Source organism: Streptomyces sp. 3N207, from assembly GCF_052246355.1.
In the GTDB taxonomy this organism is placed as follows: Bacteria; Actinomycetota; Actinomycetes; order Streptomycetales; family Streptomycetaceae; genus Streptomyces.
The window spans coordinates 186,957-210,712 of sequence record NZ_JBQQBV010000008.1; the positions used below are offsets into that span (position 1 = coordinate 186,957).

A 23,756-nucleotide genomic window follows, 5' to 3' on the forward strand; every position below is an offset into this window, starting at 1 on the left:
TAGGCTGGCGGCATGCCATACAGCGGAACGGTACAGGTCGGCGGCCCCGCGGATGTGCATGAGCTGCGAGATCTGATGATCTCCAAGGTCGCCGTCGGCCCCATGGACAACAACGCGTATCTGCTGCGCTGCCGGGCCACCGGCGAGCAACTGCTGGTCGACGCCGCGAACGACGCGCAGACCCTGCTCGGCCTCATCGGTGACGACGGCATCGCCTCCGTCGTCACCACGCACCGGCACGGCGACCACTGGCAGGCACTCGCCGAGGTGGTGGGGGCCACCGGTGCGCGCACCTACGCCGGACGGCACGACGCCGAGGGCATCCCCGTCCCCACCGATGTGCTGCTGGACGACGGTGACACGCTGCGCGTCGGCGAGGTCGAGCTGACAGCCCGCCATCTGACCGGGCACACCCCCGGCTCGATCGCCCTGGTCTACGACGACCCGAGCGGCCACCCGCACCTGTTCACCGGTGACTGCCTCTTCCCGGGCGGAGTGGGCAACACCTTCGGCAGCGCGGAGAACTTCGCCCGCCTCATCGACGACGTCGAGAACAAACTTTTCGGCCAACTCCCCGACGAAACCTGGGTCTACCCCGGCCACGGCGCCGATACGACGCTGGGCGCGGAGCGCCCGCACCTGGGGGAGTGGCGCGAACGCGGCTGGTAGTCGGCGGAGCGGTACCGGGAGGGCGTGGACACGGGTGCCACGCGCCTTCCCGTGGCGGCCGCACGCTGATCGTTGTCGGTGCGCGACAGTAGGGTGGGCCACATGGCAGACCCCTCCACCTACCGTCCCAAACCGGGAGAGATCCCCGACTCGCCCGGGGTCTACCGCTTCCGTGACGAGCACCGCAGGGTGATCTACGTCGGCAAGGCGAAGAGCCTCCGCCAGCGGCTCAACAACTACTTCCAGGACCTCGCCGGGCTGCATCCGCGCACCCGCACGATGGTGACGACGGCCGCCTCCGTCGAGTGGACCGTCGTGACCACGGAGGTGGAGGCGCTCCAGCTCGAGTACACCTGGATCCAGGAGTTCGACCCGCGGTTCAACGTCAAATACCGCGACGACAAGAGCTACCCGTCCCTCGCGGTGACGATGAACGAGGAGTTCCCCCGCGTCCAGGTGATGCGCGGCCCGAAGAAGAAGGGCGTGCGCTACTTCGGTCCGTACGGGCAGGCGTGGGCCATCCGCGAGACGGTCGATCTGCTGCTGCGCGTCTTCCCCGTGCGCACCTGCTCGGCGGGGGTCTTCAAGCGCTCCGCGCAGATCGGCCGCCCCTGTCTGCTCGGCTACATCGGCAAGTGCTCGGCGCCCTGTGTCGGCCGGGTCACCCCCGAGGAACACCGCGAACTCGCCGAGGAATTCTGCGACTTCATGGCCGGGCACACGGGTTCGTACCTGCGCCGCCTGGAGCGCGAGATGCAGGAGGCGGCCGAGGAGCTGGAGTACGAACGCGCCGCCCGGCTGCGGGACGACATCGACGCGCTCAAGCGGGCGATGGAGAAGAACGCGGTGGTGCTCACCGACGCCACCGACGCGGATCTGATCGCGGTGGCCGAGGACGAGCTGGAGGCGGCCGTCCAGATCTTCCACGTACGGGGAGGGCGGGTACGCGGCCAGCGCGGCTGGGTCACCGACAAGGTCGAGGAGATCGGCACCGCCGAGCTGGTCGAGCACGCCCTCCAGCAGCTCTACGGCGCCGAACAGGGCGACGCGTCCGTCGGCGGCGGCAGCGGGGGCGTGCCCAAGGAGGTGCTGGTCCCGGCGCTGCCCGAACCGGTGGAGCCGATAACCCAGTGGCTGACCGAACGCCGGGGCGCCCAGGTGAGCCTGCGCATCCCGCAGCGCGGCGACAAACGTGCCCTGATGGAGACGGTCAACCGCAACGCCGAGCACGCCCTGGTGCTGCACAAGACCAAGCGTGCCTCCGATCTGACCACCCGCTCCCGCGCCCTGGAGGAGATCGCCGAGGCGCTCGACCTGGACTCGGCGCCGCTGCGGATCGAGTGCTTCGACATCTCGCACCTCCAGGGCGACGACGTGGTGGCCTCCATGGTCGTCTTCGAGGACGGCCTGGCCCGCAAGAGCGAGTACCGCCGCTTCCAGATCAAATCCTTCGCGGGGCAGGACGACGTCCGGTCCATGCACGAGGTCATCAGCCGCCGCTTCCGCCGCTATCTGGTGGAGAAGCAGAAGACCGGCGAGTGGCCGGAGGAGGAGCTGGGCGGCGAGCTGGAGTCCGGCCCTGAGGGCGGGACCTCCCAGCCGCGCCCCGCCACCGGGACCGCGCCCCAGCAGCCGGCGCAGGGCGCCACCCGGGACGAGGAGGGCCGTCCCAAGAAGTTCGCCTACCCCCCGCAGCTGGTGGTCGTCGACGGCGGCCAGCCGCAGGTGGCGGCGGCGCAGGCAGCGCTGGACGAGCTCGGCGTCGACGACGTGGCCGTCTGCGGGCTGGCCAAGCGGCTGGAGGAGGTGTGGCTGCCCGGCGAGAGCGATCCGGTGGTGCTGCCGCGCAGCAGCGAGGGCCTCTACCTGCTCCAGCGCGTCCGTGACGAGGCCCACCGCTTCGCGATCCGCTATCAGCGGGGCAAGCGCGGCAAGCGGCTCCGCAGCAGCCCGCTGGATGCCGTGCCGGGTCTGGGGGAGACTCGTAAGAAAGCCCTGCTCAAGCACTTCGGCTCGGTCAAGAAGCTGCGTGCGGCCTCCGTCGAGGAGATCTCCCAGGTCCCGGGCGTGGGTCGGAAGACCGCCGAGACGGTCGCCGCGGCCCTCTCCCAGGCGGCGGCCCCGGGCCCCGCGGTGAACACGGCAACCGGTGAGATCGTTGAAGAAGAGTGAACAAGAACGAGTAAGAGTGAACCGGTGGCACGAAGATCGACATGTCGGGGGATGACAGCATGAGCGCGGAACGCGAGCAGCGCGGAGACGGAGCCGAAGTGAGTACGCCCCAACCGGCGCAGCCGGAGGAGGCGGCGGGCGCGACCATTCCGGAGCTGGTGATCATCTCCGGGATGTCGGGCGCCGGCCGCAGCACCGCCGCCAAGTGTCTGGAGGATCTGGGCTGGTTCGTCGTCGACAACCTCCCGCCCGAGCTGATCCCGACGATGGTCGAGCTCGGCGCCAGGTCGCAGGGGAACGTGGCCCGAATCGCCGTCGTGGTCGACGTACGCGGTCGTAACTTCTTCGACAACCTCAAGGGCTCGCTCGCCGACCTCGCGGCCTTCAACGTCGCCCGGCGGATCGTCTTCCTGGAGGCGTCCGACGAGGCGCTGGTGCGCCGCTTCGAGTCCGTGCGCCGCCCCCACCCGCTGCAGGGCGACGGGCGCATCGTGGACGGCATCGCCGCCGAACGCGATCTGCTGCGCGAGCTGCGCGGCGACGCCGATCTGGTGATCGACACCTCCAGCCTCAACGTGCACGAGCTGCGCGCCAAGCTGGACGCCCAGTTCGCCGGTGAGGAAGAGCCCGAACTGCGCGCCACCGTCATGTCGTTCGGCTACAAGTACGGGCTGCCCGTGGACGCCGATCTGGTGGTCGACTGCCGCTTCCTGCCCAACCCGCACTGGGTCCCCGAGTTGCGCCCCTACACGGGCACCAGCGAGGAGGTCTCCAACTACGTCTTCAACCAGCCCGGTGCCAAGGAGTTCCTGGACCGCTACACCGAGTTGCTCCAGCTGATCGCCGCCGGCTACCGCAGGGAGGGCAAGCGGTACGTCACCGTCGCCGTCGGCTGCACCGGCGGCAAGCACCGCAGCGTCGCCATGTCCGAGAAGCTGGCCCGCAGGCTCTCCGACGGCGGTGTGGAGACGGTGATCGTCCACCGCGACATGGGACGTGAGTGACGCCCATGGCCCCTAGCAGCCTGCGGCATCTGGTCGGACGGCGCGCGACACTGCGCGGCCTCACCTCCAAGCAGCCCAAGGTGGTGGCGCTCGGCGGCGGCATGGGCCTGTCGGCGTCGCTGACGGCGCTGCGCCGTATCACCGGAGACCTCACAGCGGTGGTCACCGTCGCCGACGACGGCGGCTCCAGCGGCCGGCTCCGCGACGAACTGGGCGTGCTGCCCCCCGGCGACCTGCGCAAAGCGCTCGCGGCGCTGTGCGGGGACGATGAATGGGGCCGCACCTGGGCCCAGGTCATCCAGCACCGCTTCGAAAGCAGAGGCGAGCTGCACGAACACGCGGTCGGCAATCTGCTGATCGTCGCCCTGTGGGAACAGTTGGGCGATCACGTCCAGGCACTCGATCTGGTCGGCAAGCTGCTGGGGGCGCACGGCCGGGTGCTGCCCATGTCCGCCGTGCCACTGGAGCTGCGCGCCAGCGTGCGCGGTCACGACCCCGCGCGCCCCGACGAGCTGTCCACCGTCCGGGGCCAGGCCACCGTCGCGCTCACCCGCGGTGAGGTGCAGGAAGTGCATCTGGTCCCCAACGACCCACCAGCGGTCCCCGAGGCCGTACGCGCCGTGCTGGACGCCGACTGGGTGGTGCTCGGCCCCGGCTCCTGGTTCTCCTCCGTCATCCCGCATCTGCTGGTGCCGGAGCTGCTGGAGGCACTGACCGGGACCAAGGCCCGGAAGGTCCTCTCTCTCAACCTTGCTCCCCAGCCGGGGGAAACGGACGGTTTTTCCCCGCAGCGTCATTTGGAGGTTTTGGCCCGACACGCACCTAAACTCGCCTTCGACGTGGTGCTGGCCGACCAGGATGCCGTGCCCGACCAGGACTCCCTGAGCGAGGCCGCCGACCAGCTCGGCGGGAAGGTCGAGCTGGCGCCGGTAGCGGCAGCTGGGGGCACCTCCCGGACCGAGTCCGGGGAAGGAGTCGCCCGGCACGACCCGGAGCTGCTGGCCGCCGCGTACGACCGTATTTTTCGGATGCATGGAAGGATCGGCCCATGGCGATGACGCCTGCGGTGAAGGACGAGATCTCCCGGCTCCCCGTCACCCGGACCTGCTGCCGGAAGTCAGAGGTCTCGTCGATCCTGCGCTTCGCGGGTGGGCTGCACCTGGTGAGCGGCCGGATCGTGATCGAGGCGGAGCTGGACACGGGCATTGCGGCGCGCCGGCTCCGCAAGGACATCCTGGAGATCTTCGGACACTCCTCCGACCTGGTGGTGATGGCCCCCAGCGGACTGCGCCGCAACAGCCGGTACGTCGTACGGGTGGTTGCGGGCGGTGACCAGCTCGCCCGGCAGACCGGCCTCGTCGACGGCCGCGGCCGCCCCATCAGAGGGCTGCCCCCGCAGGTGGTCTCGGGGGCCACCTGTGACGCGGAGGCGGCCTGGCGCGGCGCGTTCCTGGCGCACGGCTCGCTGACCGAGCCGGGGCGCAGCTCGTCGCTGGAGGTCACCTGCCCAGGGCCCGAGGCGGCGCTGGCCCTGGTCGGCGCGGCCCGCAGACTCCAGATCGCCGCCAAGGCCCGCGAGGTACGCGGCGTGGACCGCGTCGTCGTCCGGGACGGTGACGCCATCGGCGCGCTGTTGACCCGCCTCGGCGCCCATGAGTCGGTGCTGGCGTGGGAGGAGCGGCGGATGCGCCGGGAGGTGCGGGCCACCGCCAACCGGCTCGCCAACTTCGACGACGCCAATCTGCGCCGCTCGGCCCGCGCCGCCGTCGCCGCCGGTGCCCGGGTGCAGCGCGCGCTGGAGATCCTCGGCGACGAGGTGCCCGAGCATCTTGCCGCGGCCGGGCGGCTGCGGATGGAGCACAAGCAGGCTTCGCTGGAGGAGCTGGGTGCGCTCGCCGATCCGCCGCTGACCAAGGACGCGGTGGCGGGCCGGATCCGGCGGCTGCTGGCCATGGCGGACAAGCGCGCACAGGACCTCGGGATCCCCGGAACCGAGTCGAATCTGACCGAGGAAATGGTCGGCTGATCCGACCGGGCTGCGGTTGGCCCAGGGCCCGGCGCAATGGCCAGTTGAGCCGCCCCGTGCTCGCCTGAGCCGTCCGGATTTGCCCGCCCGGCCGATGTGAGCCCCGCCGCAATGGAGAGGTAGGGTCGGAGTCGGTCGGGGACATCCCAAACAGCCCTCGCCGGTGTCCGTACCGGCGTACCTAGCGAGGAGATCGGTTCGTGACGATCCGCGTAGGCATCAACGGCTTTGGCCGTATCGGTCGTAACTACTTCCGCGCGCTGCTGAACCAGGGTGCGGACATCGAGATCGTCGGTGTCAACGACCTGACCGACAACGCCACCCTGGTGCACCTGCTCAAGTACGACACCGTGCTGGGCCGCCTCCAGCAGGAGGTCAGCCACACCGAGGACACCATCACGGTCGGCAAGCAGACCTTCAAGACGATGGCGGAGAAGGACCCGGCCAAGCTCCCCTGGGGCGAGCTGGGTGCCGACATCGTGGTCGAGTCCACCGGCATCTTCACCAAGCGCGACGACGCTGCCAAGCACCTGGCGGCGGGCGCCAAGAAGGTCCTCATCTCGGCTCCGGCCAAGCAGGAGGACATCACGGTGGTGATGGGCGTCAACGCGGACAAGTACGACGCCGCCAACCACCACGTGATCTCCAACGCCTCCTGCACCACCAACTGTGTGGCGCCGATGGCGAAGATCATGGACGAGAACTTCGGCATCGAGCGCGGTCTGATGACCACGGTGCACGCCTACACCAACGACCAGCGCATCCTGGACTTCCCGCACAAGGATCTGCGCCGCGCCCGGGCCGCCGCCGAGAACATCATCCCGACCACCACCGGTGCCGCCAAGGCCACCGCGCTGGTCCTGCCGCAGCTCAAGGGCCGGCTGGACGGAATCGCCATGCGCGTCCCGGTCCCCACCGGCTCCGTCACCGACCTGGTGCTCGATCTCAAGCGCGAGACCACCAAGGACGAGGTCAACGCCGCCTTCAAGAAGGCCGCCGAGGGTCAGCTCCAGGGCATCGTCGAGTACACCGAGGACCAGATCGTCTCCTCGGACATCGTCAACCAGCCGCCGTCCTGCACCTTCGACGCCTCCCTCACCATGGTCGACGGCAACCAGGCCAAGATCATTGGTTGGTACGACAACGAGTGGGGCTACTCCAACCGGCTGGTCGACCTCACCACCTACGTCGGCTCCCAGCTCTGAACCCGGGCGGACCGAGGTGAACGACAGGGCTCGTGCGCCGCGCACGAGCCCTGTCCCATGCTGCGTTTTCTGCGTATTCCCCGGGTTGCTGCCCCGGGACCGAACCAGGAGCCATCCATGAAGACGATCGACGAACTCGTCGGCGAGGGCGTGTCCGGCAAACGGGTCTTCGTCCGTGCCGACCTCAACGTCCCGCTTGACGGCGGCACCATCAGCGACGACGGCCGGATCAGGGCCGCCGTCCCCACGATCCGCAAGCTCGCCGAGAGCGGCGCACGCGTGGTCGTGGCCTCCCATCTGGGCCGCCCCAAGGGCGCCCCGGACCCGCAGTTCTCGCTCGCGCCCGTCGCGCAGCGGCTCGGCGAACTCCTCGGCACCAAGGTCGCGTTCGCGGCCGACACCGTGGGGGACAGCGCGAAGGCCACCGTCGGCGAGACCGCCGACGGCGGGGTCACGCTGCTGGAGAACCTCCGCTTCAACGCCGGTGAGACGAGCAAGGACGACGCCGAGCGGGGCGCTTTCGCCGACGAGCTGGCCGCACTCGCCGACGCGTACGTGAGCGACGGCTTCGGCGCCGTGCACCGCAAGCACGCTTCGGTGTACGACCTCCCGGCGCGCCTTCCGCACGCCGCCGGCGATCTGATCGCCACCGAGGTCGGCGTGCTGAAGAAGCTCACCGAGGACGTCAAGCGGCCCTACGCCGTGGTCCTGGGCGGCGCCAAGGTCTCGGACAAGCTCGGCGTCATCGACCATCTGCTGGGCAAGGCCGACCGGCTGCTGATCGGCGGCGGTATGGCGTACACCTTCCTCAAGGCCAAGGGGTACGAGGTCGGCAATTCGCTGCTCCAGGAGGACCAGATCCCCGCGGTCAAGGGCTATCTGGAGCGCGCCGAGGAGCTGGGTGTGGAGTTCGTGCTGCCGGTCGACGTGCTGGCGGCCCCCGGCTTCCCCGATCTGAAGACCAAGGAACCGGCCAACCCGACGGTCGTGGCAGCGGATGCCATCCCCGCCGAGCTGGAGGGCCTGGACATCGGCCCGGAGAGCCGTAAGCTCTACGCCGCGAAGCTCGCCGATGCGGCCACCGTCTTCTGGAACGGTCCGATGGGCGTCTTCGAGCACCCGGACTTCGCCGAGGGCACCAAGGCCGTCGCACAGGGTCTGCTCGACTCTCCCGCCTTCACGGTCGTCGGCGGCGGCGACAGCGCTGCCGCGGTCCGTCAGCTGGGCTTCGACGAGAACGCGTTCGGACACATCTCGACCGGCGGCGGCGCCAGCCTCGAGTATCTCGAGGGCAAGACGCTTCCCGGCCTGGCCGCACTGGAGGATTGACGCGTGAGCGTCGCACGCGCGGCTGCCGGGCCGCGGACAACTACGAAACTCGCACTGCGCCGCGCGGGCGGAGAAGCGAACAAGGAAGGAGGGGCATGGCTACCCGTACCCCGCTGATGGCGGGCAACTGGAAGATGAACCTCAACCACCTCGAGGCCATCGCCCACGTCCAGAAGCTCGCCTTCGCGCTCACGGACAAGGACTACGAAGCCGTGGAGGTCGCGGTCCTGCCGCCCTTCACCGACCTGCGCTCGGTCCAGACGCTGGTCGACGGCGACAAGCTGCGGATCAAGTACGGCGCGCAGGACCTCTCGGCGCACGACTCCGGTGCCTACACCGGCGAGATCTCCGCTCCGATGCTGGCAAAGCTCAACTGCACCTTCGTCGCCATCGGCCACTCCGAGCGCCGTCAGTACCACGGTGAGGACGAGCCGGTCGTCAACGCCAAGGTGAAGGCCGCGATCAAGCACGGCCTGACGCCGATCGTCTGCGTCGGTGAGGAGCTGGCGGTCCGCGAGGCTGGCAACCACGTCAGCCACACCCTCGCCCAGGTCGACGGCGGTCTCAAGGACGTACCCGCCGAAGCCGTGGTCGAGCTGGTCATCGCCTACGAGCCGGTCTGGGCCATCGGCACCGGCAAGGTCTGCGGCGAGGAGGAGGCCCAGGAGGTCTGCGGCGCGATCCGCGGCCGGCTGGCCGAGCTGTACGACGAGGAGACCGCGCAGCAGGTCCGCATCCAGTACGGCGGCTCCGTCAAGGCGGGCAACGTCGCCAAGATCATGGCGCAGCCGGACATCGACGGCGCGCTGATCGGCGGTGCCTCGCTGGACGCGGAGGAGTTCGTCAAGATCGTCCGCTTCCGCGACCAGTGAGCCGGCCGTCGGTGATCGCCGCCGTGTGACGCGGGGCCGCAGCCCGTCGTAGTCTTGCGGGGGCCGGGCTCGTGCTCCGGCCCCCGTAAGCGTTCGTAACGTTAAGTGTCCAGCCACGATCCGAGAGAGTTGGTCCAGCCGTGGTCATGGGGTTCTCAATCGCCCTCATCGTCTTCAGTGCCCTGCTTTTGCTGCTGGTGCTGATGCACAAGGGCAAGGGCGGCGGCCTCTCCGACATGTTCGGCGGCGGTATGCAGTCCTCCGTCGGCGGCTCGTCGGTCGCCGAGCGCAACCTCGACCGGATCACGGTCGTCGTCGGGCTGGCATGGTTCGCCATCATCGTCGTGCTCGGCCTGCTGATGAAGTTCGAGAACTGAGCGCCGCGTCGTACGGATCCGATCCGGGCGGCATACGGGTCCGATCCGGCAAGCGGGACACGGCATTTGCCAGTTGCAGCCTGCACAACGGCTGACAGGGCGTTGCACCCCCTGCCTATCATGAGGGTTCGCGTCCGGTACCGACGCAGTAACTCCGGTCACCGGGCGTGCGTTGGGCCCTACGTACACTAGGGCGCCCGCAGCGGAGCGCGCAGTGCCGACGCTCCGTGGCACCGTGAGGCAGGGAGTTACGACCGTGGCAAGTGGCAACGCGATCCGGGGCAGCCGGGTCGGAGCGGGGCCGATGGGGGAGGCCGAGCGAGGCGAGTCCGCGCCCCGCCTCCGCATCTCCTTCTGGTGCTCCAACGGGCATGAGACCCAGCCGAGCTTCGCCAGCGACGCGCAGATCCCGGAGACCTGGGACTGTCCGCGCTGTGGCTTCCCAGCAGGGAAGGACCGGGACAACCCACCGGACCCCCCGCGCACCGAGCCGTACAAGACCCACCTCGCCTATGTGCGGGAGCGGCGCAGCGATGCCGACGGCGAAGCCATCCTCGCCGAGGCGCTCGCCAAGCTCCGGGGCGAGATCTGAGGCGGTCCGGGCCCATCCCCCGGCGCCGTCATGGGCCGTACAACACTCGTGACACCGAACGATGGACGGCTCGGCCATGCACCGAGGGGCGGTGCGCGGCCGAGCCGTCCATCGTCTAGGTTGGAGACGGCGGGGTTCGTTACGAGAGGAATGGGCTGGTTTCGCTGATGAACGCTGAAGGCCGCACCCGACTCGACCAGCTGCCCGAGTGGCAGGCGCTGTCCAAGCACCGCGACGAGTTCGGCCTCACGCACCTGCGGCGGCTGTTCGAGGACGATCCGGAGCGCGCCGAGCGCTACACCGTGCGGGTCGGCGACCTCCACATCGACTACTCCAAGAACCTGGTCACCGACGAGACGCTGCGCCTGCTGCGGCAGCTCGCCGAGGCGGCGGGAGTGGCCCGGCTGCGGGACGCGATGTTCGACGGCGAGAAGATCAACGTCACCGAGGACCGCGCCGTTCTGCACACAGCGCTGCGCACTCCCGAGTCGGCGACCGTCCGGGTGGACGGCGAGAACGTGATGCGCAAGGTGCACCAAGTCCTCATCCGGATGGGCACCTTCGCGAGCAAGGTTCGCGAGGGCCACTGGCGCGGCCACACCGGCGAGCGCATCAAGAACGTCGTCAACATCGGCATCGGCGGCTCCGACCTCGGCCCGAAGATGGCCTATGAGGCGCTGCGCCCGTACACCCGGCGGGACATCACCTTCCGTTTCGTCTCCAACGTGGACGGCGCGGACCTGCACGAGGCGGTCCGGGATCTGGATCCGGCCGAGACCCTCTTCGTCGTCGCCTCCAAGACCTTCACCACCATCGAGACCATCACCAACGCCAAAGCCGCCCGCGCCTGGCTGCTGGCCGGGCTCGAGGGTGGGGGCACCTCCCGGCCGGAGGCTGGGGGAGAAGCGGCCGTGGCCAAGCACTTCGTGGCCGTCTCCACCAATGCGGAGAAGGTTGCCGAGTTCGGCATCAACACAGACAACATGTTCGAGTTCTGGGACTGGGTCGGCGGTCGCTACTCGTACGACTCGGCCATCGGTCTCTCCCTGATGGTGGCCATCGGACCCGAGTGCTTCGGCGATATGCTTGCCGGCTTCCACCTCATGGACGAGCACTTCCGCACGGCGCCTTTCGAGTCCAACGCACCATTGCTGCTGGGCCTGTTGGGCCTGTGGTACGGCAACTTCCACGACGCCCAGTCGCACGCCGTACTGCCCTACAGCCACTATCTGTCCCAGTTCACCGCCTACCTCCAGCAGTTGGACATGGAGTCCAACGGCAAGTCGACCACCCGCGAGGGAGGCCCCGTCAACTGGCAGACGGGACCCGTCGTCTGGGGCACACCTGGCACCAACGGCCAGCACGCCTACTACCAGCTGCTGCACCAGGGCACCAAAATGATCCCCGCCGACCTGCTCGGCTTCGTCGACCCCATCGCCGAGCTCGGTGACCTGCGCGACCAGCACGACCTGCTGATGGCGAACCTGTTCGCCCAGGGCCAGGCCCTCGCCTTCGGCAAGACGGCGGAGGAAGTGCGCGCCGAAGGCGTCCCCGAGGCACAGGTGCCGCACCGCACATTCCCGGGCAACCGGCCCACGACCACCATCCTGGCCTCCGCGCTGACCCCCTCGGTGCTCGGCCAGCTCGTCGCCCTGTACGAGCACAAGGTCTTCGTCCAAGGCGCCATCTGGAACATCGACTCCTTCGACCAGTGGGGCGTGGAACTCGGCAAGGTCCTCGCCAAGCGCCTCGAACCCGCCCTCACCGAGGGCGCGAAGGTGCCGGGCCTCGACGCCTCCACCTCAGCCCTGGTCGACCGCTACCGCTCGCTGCGGGGCCGTACGGCCTGAGGGCGCGGGTGCACTTACGGGCGGGCGGCCTACGACCGGGCCGCCCGCTACCTCGAACGGCACCTCGGGCGGCTGTGGCGGAAGTGGCGAAGAAGTTGCCGTGCGAAAAGTAAGGACCCCGCCTTGGCGAGGCGGGGCCTGGTGGGGGGGAGTGGTTATTCGGTGGCCGGGAGGCGCGAGGCCGCGGTGGTGTCGAGGAGCCAGAGGGTGCGGGAGCGGCCGTGCGCCGCGGCGGCGGGGGCCTGGAGTTCGCCGGGGCCCGAGAGGGCCAAGGCGACGGCGTCGGCCTTGTCCTCACCCGCGGCGAGCAGCCACACCTCCTGCGCGGAGCGGATCGCGGGCAGCGTCAGCGTCAGCCGGGTAGGCGGCGGCTTGGGCGCCCCGTGGACTCCGACGACCGTACGCTCCGTCTCCCGCAGAGCGGGGTGCTCCGGGAAGAGGGAGGCGACATGGGTGTCGGGGCCGACGCCCAGGAGCAGCACGTCGAAGGCGGGGACCCGCACCGTCGGGTCGGTGCCCGCCGCGGCGGCGAGCTCCGTGGCGTACGCCTCGGCAGCCGCCTCGGCGTCGCCCACATAGCGGCCGTCGGAGGGCGGCATCGCATGCACCCGCGCGGGGTCCAGCGGTACCGCGTCCAGCAGCGCCTCGTGGGCCTGGGTGTGATTGCGTTCCGGGTCGCCTTCGGGGAGGAACCGTTCGTCGCCCCACCACACGTCCAGCCGCGACCAGTCGATCCGCTCCCGGGCCTCCGGTGAGGCGGCGAGGGCGGCCAGCAGGGCGTTGCCGTTTCGGCCACCGGTCAGGACGACGGATGCGGTGCCGCGTGCGGCCTGCGCCTCGGCCAGCCGCGTGGTCAGCCGCGCCGCGGTGGCCTGGGCGAGCGCCTCCTTGTCGGGGTGCACCAGCACCTCGCGGGCAGCGGTGCTCACTTCGTGGCCTTCTTCGAATTCGCCGGGTTCGAGCGGGACTTCGACTTCGCCGCCGCAGACTTCGCCGCCGCAGGCTTCGCCGCCGCAGGCTCCTCCGTCGGCTCCGAAGGGGAGGGCGGCTCCTGGTCCCCCGCCGTGGTGGCAGCCTCCGGCGGGGCCGGGGCCGGGGCCGGGGCCGGCGCCGGTGCGGCCGGGGTCGGGTGGGCCGGGTCGGGGCCGGAGATCTTGTTGATGCCGAAGCGGACGGCTTCGGCATACGCCTCGTCCGGGTCGAGCCGCCGCAGCTCCTCGGCGAGCAGCTCGGCCGTGCTGCGCCGCTGGAGGGCGACATGCCGGTCGGGCTGGCCGGGGACGGCGAGTTCGGCCAGGGCGCCGTTGGCGCGGTCGAGGCAGATCTGGCCCTCGACGGTCTCCAGGTGTACGCCGGTGATGCCGGGGCCTTCGGAGATCCGGCGTTCGACGGGGACCCGCAGTCGCTCTGAGAGCCAGAGGGCGAGCAGTTCGCTGGAGGGGTTGTACTCCTCGCCCTCGACGACGGCCGAGTTGATGGCGCTCTGCTTCTGGTCCAGCGAGGCGGCGAGCATGCTGCGCCACGGGGTGATGCGCGTCCAGGACAGATCGGTGTCGCCGGGTGCGTAGGTGCTGGCGCGCAGGCCGAGCGCGCCGACCGGGTCCTCCGTCGCGGCGGAGTCGGTGATGCGCCGTTGGGCCAGCTTGCCCAACGGGTCCTCGGAGGGGTTCACCGGTGCGTCCTCGGGCCACCAGACGACCACCGGGGCATCCGGCAGCAGAAGTGGCAGGACGACGCTGTGCGCGTGGGAGGCGAGTTCGCCGTGCAGCCGCAGGATGACCGTTTCCCCGGAGCCCGCCTCGCGTGCGTCGCTGCCGACGCGGACCTCCGCGTCGAGCCGGTGCTGTGCCCGGTCGCGGGGGGAGCGGCCGAAGCGGCGGACGACGACGAGGATCCGCGAGGGGTGCTCCTTGGAGGCGCCGCTGGCGGCCTTGAGCGCGTCGTAGTGGTTGCCCTCGTCGGTGACGATGACGAGGGTCAGCACCATGCCCATGGCGGGCGAGCCGAGGGAGCGGCGCGCCTTGACCAGTTCGGCGTTGATGCGGCTGGACGTGGTGTCCGTCAGGTCGATGTTCATGGCCGCCGCCAAATCCGTCCGTCGCGTGCGAGCATCTCGTCGGCGGCCTGGGGTCCCCAGGTGCCGGCGGGGTACTGCTCGGGCTTGCCGTGGGTGTCCCAGTGCTGCTCGATCGGGTCGAGGATCTCCCAGGACCGTTCGACTTCCTGGTGGCGGGGGAAGAGGTTCGCCTCGCCCAGCAGGACGTCGAGGATGAGGCGTTCGTACGCCTCGGGGCTGGTCTCGGTGAAGGACTCGCCGTAGGCGAAGTCCATCGTCACGTCCCGGATCTCCATCTGGGTGCCGGGCACCTTCGAACCGAAGCGGATCGTCACGCCCTCGTCCGGCTGGACGCGGATGACCAGCGCGTTCTGGCCCAGTTCCTGGGTGTCGGTGGCGTCGAAGGGAGAGTGCGGGGCGCGCTGGAACATCACCGCGATCTCGGTGACGCGGCGGCCCAGCCGCTTGCCGGTGCGCAGATAGAACGGGACGCCGGCCCAGCGCCGGTTGTCGATCTCCAGCTTGATCGCGGCGTAGGTGTCGGTATTGGAGTTGGGGTCGATGCCGTCCTCGTCCAGATAGCCGGGCACCTTCTCGCCGCCCTGCCAGCCTTCCGCGTACTGGCCGCGCACGGTGTACTTGCCCAGGTCCTTCGGCAGCCGTACGGAGTTGAGGACCTTGAGCTTCTCGGTCAGCAGCGCCTTGGCGGCGAAGGAGGTGGGCTCCTCCATGGCGGTCAGGGCGAGGAGCTGGAGGAGGTGGTTCTGGAGGACGTCGCGGGCCGCGCCGATGCCGTCGTAGTAGCCGGCGCGCCCGCCGATGCCGATGTCCTCGGCCATCGTGATCTGCACATGGTCGACGTAGCTGCGGTTCCACAGCGGCTCGAACATCGTGTTGGCGAAGCGGAGGGCCAGGATGTTCTGGACCGTCTCCTTGCCGAGGTAGTGGTCGATCCGGAAGACCTCGCTGGCCCGGAACACCTCGTGGATGACGGCGTTGAGCTCCTGTGCCGACTTCAGATCGTGGCCGAACGGCTTCTCGATGACGGCGCGCCGCCAGGAGTCGGGTCCGGCGTCGGAGAGGCCGTGCTTCTTGAGCTGGGAGACGACGGTGGGGAAGAACTTGGGCGGCACCGAGAGGTAGAAGGCGAAGTTGCCGCCGGTCCCGCGGGACTTGTCCAGCTCGTCGATGGTGCCCTTGAGGGTCTCGAACGCCTGGTCGTCGTGGAATTCACCGGAGACGAACCGCATGCCCTGGGCGAGCTGCTGCCAGACCTCCTCGCGGAAGGGGGTGCGCGAGTGCTCCTTGACCGCGTCGTGCACGACCTGGGCGAAGTCCTCGTCCTCCCAGTCGCGCCGGGCGAAGCCGACGAGGGAGAAACCCGGTGGGAGGAGCCCGCGGTTGGCGAGGTCGTACACCGCAGGCATCAGCTTTTTCCGTGACAAATCGCCCGTGACGCCGAAGATCACCAGGCCCGACGGCCCCGCGATGCGCGGGAGCCGTCGGTCCTGAGCGTCACGCAGCGGGTTGGCTGTGCCGCTCGCGCTGCTCAATTCGGTTACGCCTCCTTCGGGGCAAGGCGCTGAAGCTCGGCCTCGGTGGACTTGAGCAGGTCGTTCCAGGAGTCCTCGAACTTCTGCACGCCCTCGTCCTCGAGCACCTTGACGACGTCGTCGTAGGAGATGCCCAGCTTGGCGATGGCGTCGAGGACGGCCTTGGCCTCCTCGTAGGTGCCGGCGATTGCGTCGCCGGTAACCTCGCCATGGTCGGCGACGGCCTGCAGGGTGGCCTCCGGCATGGTGTTGACCGTGTTGGGCGCCACCAGCTCGGTGACGTACAGCGTGTCGGGCAGCGACGGGTCCTTCACACCGGTCGAGGCCCACAGCGGACGCTGCCGGTTGGCGCCGGCCTTGTCCAGTTCGTACCAGCGGTCGGAGGCGATGACCTCCTCGTACGCCTGGTAGGCGAGCCGGGCGTTGGCGACGGCCGCCTTGCTCTTCAGCTCCTTGGCCTCGTCCGTGCCGAGCGCCGCGAGCCGCTTGTCGAACTCGGTGTCGACGCGGGAGACGAAGAACGAGGCCACGGAGTGGATCTGCGACAGGTCCATGCCCAGGCCCTTGGCCTTCTCCAGGCCCGCCATGTAGGCGTCCATGACCGCGCGGTAACGCTCCAGCGAGAAGATCAGCGTGACGTTGACGCTGATGCCCTTGCCGATCGTCTCGGTGATCGCGGGGAGACCGGCCTCGGTGGCCGGGATCTTGATGAAGGTGTTCGGCCGGTCCACCAGCCAGGCCAGCTGGCGGGCTTCGGCAATGGTGGCCTTGGTGCTGTGCGCCAGGCGCGGGTCGACCTCGATGGAGACCCGGCCGTCCTTGCCGCCGGTCGCTTCGTGGACCGGACGGAGGATGTCGGCGGCGTCCCGGACGTCCGCGGTGGTGATCATGCGGACGGCCTCGTCGACCGAGACCCGGCGGGCAGCCAGGTCGGAGACCTGCTGCTGGTAGCCGTCGCCCGCCGAGATCGCCTTCTGGAAGATGGTGGGGTTGGTCGTCACGCCGACCACGTGCTGCTCGTCCATCAGCTCGCCGAGGTTGCCCGACGTGATGCGCTTGCGCGACAGGTCGTCCAGCCAGATCGCGACGCCTTCGTCGGAGAGGCGCTTCAGTGCGTCTGTCATGGGATTCGCATCTCCTGTGCTTGTCTTGTTGGCTTTGGGTTTGTCGGGGCGCTCCCCGAAGCCCGGTGGCGGGCTTCCCGGAGCCCTCGGCTGTCAGCGGGCAGCCGCCTGGAGCGACTCCTTCGCCGCCAGGTGCACGGCCTCGGCGGTGAGACCGAACTCCCGGAAGAGAACCTTGCCGTCCGCGGAGGCACCGAAGTGCTCCAGCGACACGATCCGGCCGGCCTCGCCCACGTAGCGGTGCCAGGTCAGGCCCACGCCCGCCTCGACGGCGACGCGCGCCTTGATGTCCGGCGGCAGCACGCTGTCCCGGTAGGACTGCTCCTGCTCCTCGAACCATTCCAGGCACGGCATCGAGACCACCCGGGTCGGCACGCCCTGCTCCTGGAGCCGCTCGCGCGCCTCGGCGGCGAGCTGCACCTCCGAGCCGGTGCCGATCAGGATCACCTGCGGGTGACCGCCCTCGGCCTCGAACAGCACATAACCGCCCTTGGCCGCGGCCGGGTTGGCCTCGTAGGTCGGCACGCCCTGCCGGGTCAGCGCGATGCCGTGCGGCGCCGGCTTGCTGCTGTGCCGGCGCATGATCTCGGCCCACACCGTCGAGGTCTCGTTGGCGTCCGCGGGACGGACGATGTTGAGACCGGGGATGGCGCGCAGCGCGGAGAGGTGCTCGACCGGCTGGTGCGTCGGACCGTCCTCGCCCAGACCGATGGAGTCGTGCGTCCACACATAGGTGACGGGCGCCTTCATCAGCGCGGCGAGCCGGACGGCCGGGCGCATGTAGTCGGAGAAGACCAGGAACGTTCCGCCGTAGATCCGCGTGTTGCCGTGCAGTGCGATGCCGTTCATCGTCGAACCCATCGCGTGCTCGCGGATGCCCCAGTGCACCGTACGCCCGTACCGGTCGGCGCCCGGCAGCGGGTTGCCCTCCGGCAGGAACGAGGTCTGGGCGAACGTGGTGTTGTTGGAGCCCGCGAGGTCGGCCGAGCCGCCCCACAGTTCGGGGACGACCGGGCCCAGCGCCTTGAGCACGCTGCCGGACGCCTTACGCGTGGCGACCGACTCGCCCGCCGGGAAGACAGGCAGCGCCTTCTCCCAGCCTTCGGGCAGCCGGCCCTCGCGGATCCGGTCGAACTCGGCGGCGAGCTGCGGGTTGGCGGTGCGCCATACGGCCAGCCGCTTCTCCCACTCGGCCTGCATCGCGCGGCCGCGGTCGCTCGCCTTGCGGACGTGCGTGAGGACCTCGTCGGAGATGTGGAAGTGCTTGTCCGGGTCGAAGCCGAGCACCCGCTTGGTGGCTGCGACCTCTTCCTCGCCCAGCGCCGAGCCGTGGGCCGCCTCGGTGTTCTGCGCGTTCGGGGCCGGCCAGGCGATGATGGAGCTCATCGCGATGAAGGAGGGGCGCTCGGTCTCGGCCTGCGCCGCCTTGAGCGCCTGGTACAGCGCCTTCGGGTCGAGGTCGCCGTCCGCCTGCTGCTCCACGCGCTGTACGTGCCAGCCGTACGCCTCGTACCGCTTGAGTGTGTCCTCGGAGAACGCGGTCGCCGTGTCGCCCTCGATCGAGATGTGGTTGTCGTCCCACAGCACGATCAGGTTGCCGAGCTTCTGGTGGCCGGCGAGCGAGGACGCCTCGGCGGAGATGCCCTCCTCCAGGTCGCCGTCGCTGGCGATGACCCAGATGGTGTGGTCGAACGGGGACTCGCACTCGGCGGCCTCCGGGTCGAACAGCCCGCGCTCGTAGCGTGCCGCCATCGCCATGCCGACCGCGTTGGCGACACCCTGGCCCAGCGGCCCGGTCGTCGTCTCGACGCCCGCCGTGTGCCCGTGCTCGGGGTGGCCGGGGGTGCGGCTGCCCCAGGTGCGGAACGCCTTGAGGTCATCCAGCTCCAGGCCGTATCCGGCCAGGAAGAGCTGGATGTACTGGGTCAGGCTCGAGTGGCCTGCGGAGAGGACGAAGCGGTCGCGGCCGGTCCAGTCCGGGTCGGTCGGGTCGTGGCGCATCAGCTTCTGGTAGAGCAGGTACGCGACGGGCGCCAGGCTCATGGCCGTACCGGGATGGCCGTTACCGACCTTCTGCACGGAATCCATGGCCAGGACTCGAACCGTGTCCACGGCCTGTTGGTCCAGGTCGGTCCACTCAAGGTCTGTGGTGGTCGGCTTGGTGCTCACCCTGCGTCAGGGCTCCTCTCCACATGTTCGATGGCCGGTGTGTGTGCGCTCACCGGGCGGTGTCGAGCGTACCTCTGCCGGGACGTGCGACTTTTCGACAGTTCACTCTGTGGTCGTCACCGGGTGATCGCCCCGCGCCGCGGCCGACGATTGCGGGAATGTTGCGTGAACGGTGAAGAGATAGTTGCTATTCCCATCGATCGGCAGCGAGCGGCTCGGGAGCACCACTCCCAGGCTGACGTCTGTTCCCCCGATCCGCCCGCCGAACACGGCCCGATTGCACCGGACCGGGCCTGCGAAGGCGGCGCGTGGCCCGGAGCCAACACGGTGACCCCCCATGACTGGGGAGATATCGCCAACGTCTAAAGTGGCGTGGTACGCGCGAGCTTGACCCGGGCCTGCACCTTTTCTGCTGTGCGCCCGTGCGGGTTCGCTTTTCCTTATAAGGCGATCAGGGGTGTCCGTGACGGCCGTCGAATCCCGTTCTGCGGGGACGCTGGAGCCCAGCGGCCACCGGCCGCTCGGTGCCCGCGTAAAGGCGTTCATCGAGCTGACCAAGCCGCGGATCATCGAGCTGCTCCTCATGACCACCGTCCCGGTCATGTTCCTCGCGGCCCAGGGTGTTCCCGACCTCTGGCTCGTGGTCATCACCTGCCTCGGCGGCTATCTGTCCGCAGGCGGCGCCAACGCCCTGAACATGTACATCGACCGCGACATCGACGCGCTGATGCACCGCACCGAGCGGCGCCCCCTCGTCACGGGGATGGTCAGCCCGCGCGAGTGCCTGTTGTTCGGCATCAGCCTTGCTGTGGCCTCCACCCTGCTGTTCGGGCTGCTGGTCAACTGGCTGTCCGCCGCGCTGTCGTTGGGCGCGCTCCTCTTCTACGTCGTCGTCTACACGATGATCCTCAAGCGGCGCACCTCGCAGAACATCGTGTGGGGCGGTATCGCCGGCTGTCTGCCCGTCTTCATCGGCTGGTCAGCGGTCACGAACGAGGTGAGCTGGGCCGCCGTCATCCTCTTCCTGGTGATGTTCTTCTGGACGCCGCCGCACTACTGGCCGCTGTCCATGAAGGTCACGGAGGACTACAAGCGGGTCGGCGTGCCCATGCTCCCGGCCGTCGCCGGGAATGTGGTCGTCGCCAACCAGATCGTCGTCTACAGCTGGGTGATGGTCTTCGTCTCCCTGCTGCTGTGGCCGCTGGGCTACGTCGGCTGGTTCTACCCGCTGGTCGCGGTGGCGTCGGGCGGACTGTGGCTCTGGGAAGCGCACGCGCTGCGGGCCCGCGCCCGCGCCGGTCTGACGGGGGCCAAGCTCAAGGAGATGCGGCTCTTCCACTGGTCGATCACCTATGTCTCGCTGGTCTTCGCCGCGGTGGCCATCGACCCGTTCCTTCGCTGAGCGCCGCGCTTCGCCGAGGCCGCACACAGAACGGCCCCTCCCGGTCGCGGGAGGGGCCTTGCTCGTTTCCGTACTCTCTTCGGCCGCAGCAGCACTCTCTTCGCACCGCAGCAGCACCGCGAAGAAGGTGGCGGAAATGGCGGAGTTGCTGGGGAATCGGCGGAGCTACTGGTTCGAGGGGCCGCCCAGCTGGGCCCCGGCCATGCGAGCCCACTCGTACGGGCCGGTCCGCACGTGCTCGGCCATCTCGCCGTCGAAGCTCTCTTCGAGGGTGGCGCCGGCGGCCTCCACCGCCTGCTCGGCAACCTCCTTGGAAGGCGCCATCAGGTCGCCCCAGGTGCCGTCCGCACCGACCAGGGAGATACGGAAACCGACCTGACCCACGTACGCGATCTGCGCCTCGGCACTGCCCCCGTGCCGCCGCGCGAAGGCGCCGATCTGCTTGGCGAGCCGGGCCGCCCGTTTGCTGCTGTCTGCTGCCATGGGGCAGATGCTACCCGCGGGTAGCCAAATCGGCGAGAGGGGGAGCCGCAGCGGACTCCGAGGCCGGGGCGGCGTCCTTCGCGTCCGCCGGGAGTCCGCGCTCCCGGGTGGAGAGCACCACCCGCAGCACCCCGATCCACACCAGGGTCGAGCCCAGCAGATGCAGCCCGACCAGCAGCTCGGGCAGATCCGTGAAGTACTGCACGTATCCGAGGACGCCCTGCCCGAGCAGGACCAGGATCAGATTGCGCGCGGTGCGCCGGGGGCCCATGGGGGCGTCCATGACGCGCAGGCCCACGTAGAGCACCACAGCCAGGGCCACCACGATCCAGGCGAGGGTGGCATGCGTCTGCGTCGCCAGCTCCACGGCGACCGGCATCCGCTTCACATCGCTGCTGTCCCCCGCATGCGGCCCCGAACCGGTGACGACGGTGCCGGCGACGATGAGGCAGCCCGCGAAGAAGGTCAGTACATAGGTGAGCTTCTTGACGGGCTTCCCCACCAGCGGACGGGGCGGCGCGTCGCCCTCCCGGGCGCGCAGCCAGGTCAGGGTGGTGACGGTCAGCAGCGCGGTCGCGGCCAGGAAGTGGCCGGCGACGACGAACGGGTTCAGCTTCACCCACACCGTGATGCCGCCGACGACGCCGTTGCTCATGATGACCCAGAACTGCGACCAGGCGAGCCTGCTCAGCCCCTTGCGGGCGGGCTTGGCCGCCCGTACGGCGATGATGGTCCAGCCCGCCGCGGCGGAGACCACCCAGGCCATCATGCGGTTGCCGAACTCGATGGCACCGTGGATGCCCATCGCGGAGGTGGTGGTGAGGCTGTCATCGGTGCACTTGGGCCAGGTGTCGCAGCCCAGCCCCGAACCGGTGAGCCGCACGGCCCCGCCGGTGACCACGATGACGATGCTCATCAGCAGCGAGATGAGGGCCGCTCGCTCCACGGTGCGGGGCGAGGGGGTCCAGCGCGCGGCGATGTACGCGATGGGGTTACGTACGAGTTCGAGCAGTTTCGGCACGGAGCCATGGTAGGGCGCCGCTTGTGCGTGCATTCACGAGGGGCCGTCTTCGGGCTCACTCCCACTTGAAGAAGCGTGCCGCGGCGCCCAGCCCCAGCACCGCCCATACGGCCAGCACGCCGAGGTCGCCCCATGGCACTCCGGCCCCATGCTGGAGCACGTCGCGCAGGCCGTCCGAGAGAGCGGAGATCGGCAGCAGCTGGAGCACGCTCTGCGCGGCATCCGGGAACTTGTCCAGCGGGACGATGACACCGCCGCCGACCAGCAGCAGGATGAAGACCAGATTGGCCCCCGCCAGCGTCGCCTCCGCCTTGAGTGTCCCGGCCATCAGCAGACCGAGCCCGGAGAAGGCCGCTGTGCCGAGCAGCAGCAGGAGCAGTACCGTCGCCGGGTTGCCGTGCGGCGACCAGCCCAGCGCGAGCGCCACCACGGTCAGCAGCAGCACCTGGAGGGCCTCGATGACCAGCACGGAGCAGGTCTTCGCCGTCATCAGCCCCCAGCGGGGCAGCGGCGAGGCGCCGAGCCGCTTCAACACGCCGTAGCGGCGCTCGAAGCCGGTGGCGATGGCCTGCCCGGTGAACGCGGTCGAGAGCACCGCGAGCGCCAGGATCCCCGGCGCCAGGAAGTCGACCCGCGAGCCCTTTCCGGTGTCCACGATGTCCACGGCGCTGAAGAGCACCAGCAGCAGTGTCGGAATGATGACGGTGAGCAACAGCTGCTCCCCGTTGCGCAGCTGCGTCCGGGTCTCCAGCCACGCCTGTGCCCGCACCATGCGCGACAGCGGCGCGGCACCGGGCTTGGGCGCATAGGTCCCGGCGGTCCCTGTGCCACTCATGACCGCAGCCCCTTCCCCGTCAGCTCCAGGAAGACGTCCTCCAGCGTGTGGCGCTCCACCGAGATGCGGTCCGGAAGGACACCGTTCTGGGCGCACCAGGAGGTCACGGTGGCGAGCAGCTGGGGGTCGACGGTGCCGGTGAGGCGGTAGCTGCCCGGGCTGAGCTCGACCGCGACGGTGTCCGCGGGGAGGGCCTTGAGCAGCGACGCCAGATCGAGTCCGGGGCGGCCGGCGAAGCGCAGGGTGTTCTCCGCGCCGCCCTTGCACAGCACCTCGGGGGCGCCCTGGGCGATGACCTTGCCGCCGTCGACGATGGCGACGTCGTCCGACAGCTCCTCGGCCTCGTCCATGTAGTGGGTGGTCAGCAGCACCGTCACGCCGTCGGCGCGCAGGTCGCGGACCAGGTCCCAGGTGGCGTGGCGGGCCTGCGGGTCGAGTCCGGCGGTCGGCTCGTCAAGGAAGACCAGTTCGGGGCGGCCGACCAGGGCCAGCGCGAGCGCGAGGCGCTGCTGCTGGCCGCCGGAGAGCCGGCGGTACGGGGTACGGCCGCAGCCCCCCAGGCCGAGACGTTCGATGAGCGCGGTCACATCGAGCGGGTGCGCATGCAGCGTCGCCATATGGCGCAGCGTTTCCTCCACCCGTGCCGTCGGGTAGATCCCGCCGCTCTGGAGCATCACCCCGATGCGGGGCCGCAGCTCGGCACCCTGCGTCACCGGGTCGAGCCCGAGCACCCGTACGGTGCCGGAGTCCGGCCGGCGGTAGCCCTCGCAGGTCTCGATGGTGGTGGTCTTACCCGCTCCATTGGGGCCGAGGAACGCGGTGACGGTGCCCCGCGCGACGGTCAGATCGAGCCCGTCGACGGCGGTCCTGCTGCCGTACCGCTTCACCAGCCCGGCGACTTCCACAGCCGCTGAACTTCGCATGCAGTGCAGTCTAAGGAGCGGCTCGCGTCACTCTTCTGGCGGGCTGGACGGGCTGTCGCGGCGGGCTGTGCGGGCCTGGGCCGCTCCTCCTGGT

General features: G+C 69.7%; 21 protein-coding genes. 12 read left to right on the forward strand and 9 right to left on the reverse strand.

The genetic code is table 11. From position 1 onward, the window contains the following. Positions 1-12 precede the first annotated feature (12 nt). The 11 genes from ACTWP9_RS15025 to pgi all read left to right on the forward strand — a co-directional run bounded on the left by ACTWP9_RS15025 (position 13) and on the right by pgi (position 12,096). On the forward strand, positions 13-669 hold the full coding sequence (locus ACTWP9_RS15025; protein WP_443246623.1) for an MBL fold metallo-hydrolase: 657 nt from the start codon (positions 13-15) through the stop codon (positions 667-669). Positions 670-771: 102 nt separating this feature from the next. Then, on the forward strand, positions 772-2,841 hold the full coding sequence (gene uvrC / locus ACTWP9_RS15030) for an excinuclease ABC subunit UvrC (RefSeq protein ID WP_443246624.1): 2,070 nt from the start codon (positions 772-774) through the stop codon (positions 2,839-2,841). Between the two features lie 59 nt (positions 2,842-2,900). Then, on the forward strand, positions 2,901-3,845 hold the full coding sequence (gene rapZ / locus ACTWP9_RS15035; protein WP_443246625.1) for an RNase adapter RapZ: 945 nt from the start codon (positions 2,901-2,903) through the stop codon (positions 3,843-3,845). 5 nt (positions 3,846-3,850) lie between these two features. Beyond that, entirely contained in the window at positions 3,851-4,903 is a 1,053-nt protein-coding gene (locus ACTWP9_RS15040) for a gluconeogenesis factor YvcK family protein (RefSeq protein WP_443246626.1), read from the forward strand. Then, complete coding sequence (gene whiA, locus ACTWP9_RS15045) at positions 4,894-5,871, forward strand: DNA-binding protein WhiA (RefSeq protein ID WP_016468208.1); 978 nt, start codon at positions 4,894-4,896, stop codon at positions 5,869-5,871. Before ACTWP9_RS15040 ends, whiA begins: the two co-directional genes overlap by 10 nt. Before the next feature lie 200 nt (positions 5,872-6,071). Continuing rightward, positions 6,072-7,076 (forward strand): type I glyceraldehyde-3-phosphate dehydrogenase, encoded by a 1,005-nt coding sequence (gene gap / locus ACTWP9_RS15050; protein ID WP_443246627.1) that lies wholly within the window; start codon positions 6,072-6,074, stop codon positions 7,074-7,076. 117 nt (positions 7,077-7,193) lie between these two features. Further along, entirely contained in the window at positions 7,194-8,405 is a 1,212-nt protein-coding gene (locus ACTWP9_RS15055) for a phosphoglycerate kinase (RefSeq protein ID WP_443246628.1), read from the forward strand. Between the two features lie 95 nt (positions 8,406-8,500). After that, complete coding sequence (gene tpiA, locus ACTWP9_RS15060) at positions 8,501-9,277, forward strand: triose-phosphate isomerase (RefSeq protein ID WP_443246629.1); 777 nt, start codon at positions 8,501-8,503, stop codon at positions 9,275-9,277. 140 nt (positions 9,278-9,417) lie between these two features. Next, positions 9,418-9,654: a preprotein translocase subunit SecG gene (secG, locus tag ACTWP9_RS15065; protein WP_443246630.1), complete on the forward strand. Its 237-nt coding sequence runs from the start codon at positions 9,418-9,420 to the stop codon at positions 9,652-9,654. A gap of 256 nt (positions 9,655-9,910) precedes the next feature. Further along, complete coding sequence (locus ACTWP9_RS15070; RefSeq protein ID WP_162465822.1) at positions 9,911-10,246, forward strand: RNA polymerase-binding protein RbpA; 336 nt, start codon at positions 9,911-9,913, stop codon at positions 10,244-10,246. Positions 10,247-10,413: 167 nt separating this feature from the next. Continuing rightward, entirely contained in the window at positions 10,414-12,096 is a 1,683-nt protein-coding gene (gene pgi / locus ACTWP9_RS15075; RefSeq protein ID WP_443246631.1) for a glucose-6-phosphate isomerase, read from the forward strand. 155 nt (positions 12,097-12,251) lie between these two features. Here pgi and pgl read toward each other — a convergent pair whose 3' ends face one another. The 5 genes from pgl to tkt all read right to left on the reverse strand — a co-directional run bounded on the left by pgl (position 12,252) and on the right by tkt (position 18,998). Further along, positions 12,252-13,025, reverse strand: coding sequence for a 6-phosphogluconolactonase (gene pgl / locus ACTWP9_RS15080; protein ID WP_443246632.1), 774 nt, complete (start codon positions 13,023-13,025; stop codon positions 12,252-12,254). Continuing rightward, complete coding sequence (gene opcA / locus ACTWP9_RS15085) at positions 13,022-14,173, reverse strand: glucose-6-phosphate dehydrogenase assembly protein OpcA (protein ID WP_443246633.1); 1,152 nt, start codon at positions 14,171-14,173, stop codon at positions 13,022-13,024. The genes pgl and opcA overlap by 4 nt, the downstream gene beginning before the upstream one ends. Next, positions 14,170-15,705, reverse strand: coding sequence for a glucose-6-phosphate dehydrogenase (gene zwf / locus ACTWP9_RS15090; protein ID WP_443246634.1), 1,536 nt, complete (start codon positions 15,703-15,705; stop codon positions 14,170-14,172). Before zwf ends, opcA begins: the two co-directional genes overlap by 4 nt. A gap of 5 nt (positions 15,706-15,710) precedes the next feature. Then, on the reverse strand, positions 15,711-16,829 hold the full coding sequence (gene tal, locus ACTWP9_RS15095) for a transaldolase (protein WP_443246635.1): 1,119 nt from the start codon (positions 16,827-16,829) through the stop codon (positions 15,711-15,713). Positions 16,830-16,922: 93 nt separating this feature from the next. Next, positions 16,923-18,998 carry a transketolase gene (tkt, locus tag ACTWP9_RS15100; protein WP_443246636.1) on the reverse strand — a complete coding sequence of 692 codons (2,076 nt, stop codon included), beginning with the start codon at positions 18,996-18,998 and terminating at the stop codon, positions 16,923-16,925. Positions 18,999-19,455: 457 nt separating this feature from the next. Between tkt and ACTWP9_RS15105 the strand changes: the two genes are divergently transcribed. Further along, positions 19,456-20,400 carry a heme o synthase gene (locus tag ACTWP9_RS15105; protein WP_443246637.1) on the forward strand — a complete coding sequence of 315 codons (945 nt, stop codon included), beginning with the start codon at positions 19,456-19,458 and terminating at the stop codon, positions 20,398-20,400. A 165-nt stretch (positions 20,401-20,565) separates the two neighbouring features. Here ACTWP9_RS15105 and ACTWP9_RS15110 read toward each other — a convergent pair whose 3' ends face one another. The 4 genes from ACTWP9_RS15110 to ACTWP9_RS15125 are packed head-to-tail and all read right to left on the reverse strand — an operon-like array spanning position 20,566 to position 23,662. After that, positions 20,566-20,883 (reverse strand): hypothetical protein, encoded by a 318-nt coding sequence (locus tag ACTWP9_RS15110; protein WP_443246638.1) that lies wholly within the window; start codon positions 20,881-20,883, stop codon positions 20,566-20,568. Positions 20,884-20,893: 10 nt separating this feature from the next. After that, the gene (locus ACTWP9_RS15115) at positions 20,894-21,904 is read right to left on the reverse strand and encodes a COX15/CtaA family protein (protein ID WP_443246639.1); all 1,011 of its coding nucleotides are present in this window, start codon (positions 21,902-21,904) and stop codon (positions 20,894-20,896) included. 55 nt (positions 21,905-21,959) lie between these two features. Then, on the reverse strand, positions 21,960-22,739 hold the full coding sequence (locus ACTWP9_RS15120) for an ABC transporter permease (protein WP_443246640.1): 780 nt from the start codon (positions 22,737-22,739) through the stop codon (positions 21,960-21,962). Further along, the gene (locus ACTWP9_RS15125; protein WP_443246641.1) at positions 22,736-23,662 is read right to left on the reverse strand and encodes an ABC transporter ATP-binding protein; all 927 of its coding nucleotides are present in this window, start codon (positions 23,660-23,662) and stop codon (positions 22,736-22,738) included. The genes ACTWP9_RS15120 and ACTWP9_RS15125 overlap by 4 nt, the downstream gene beginning before the upstream one ends. Positions 23,663-23,756: the final 94 nt, after the last annotated feature.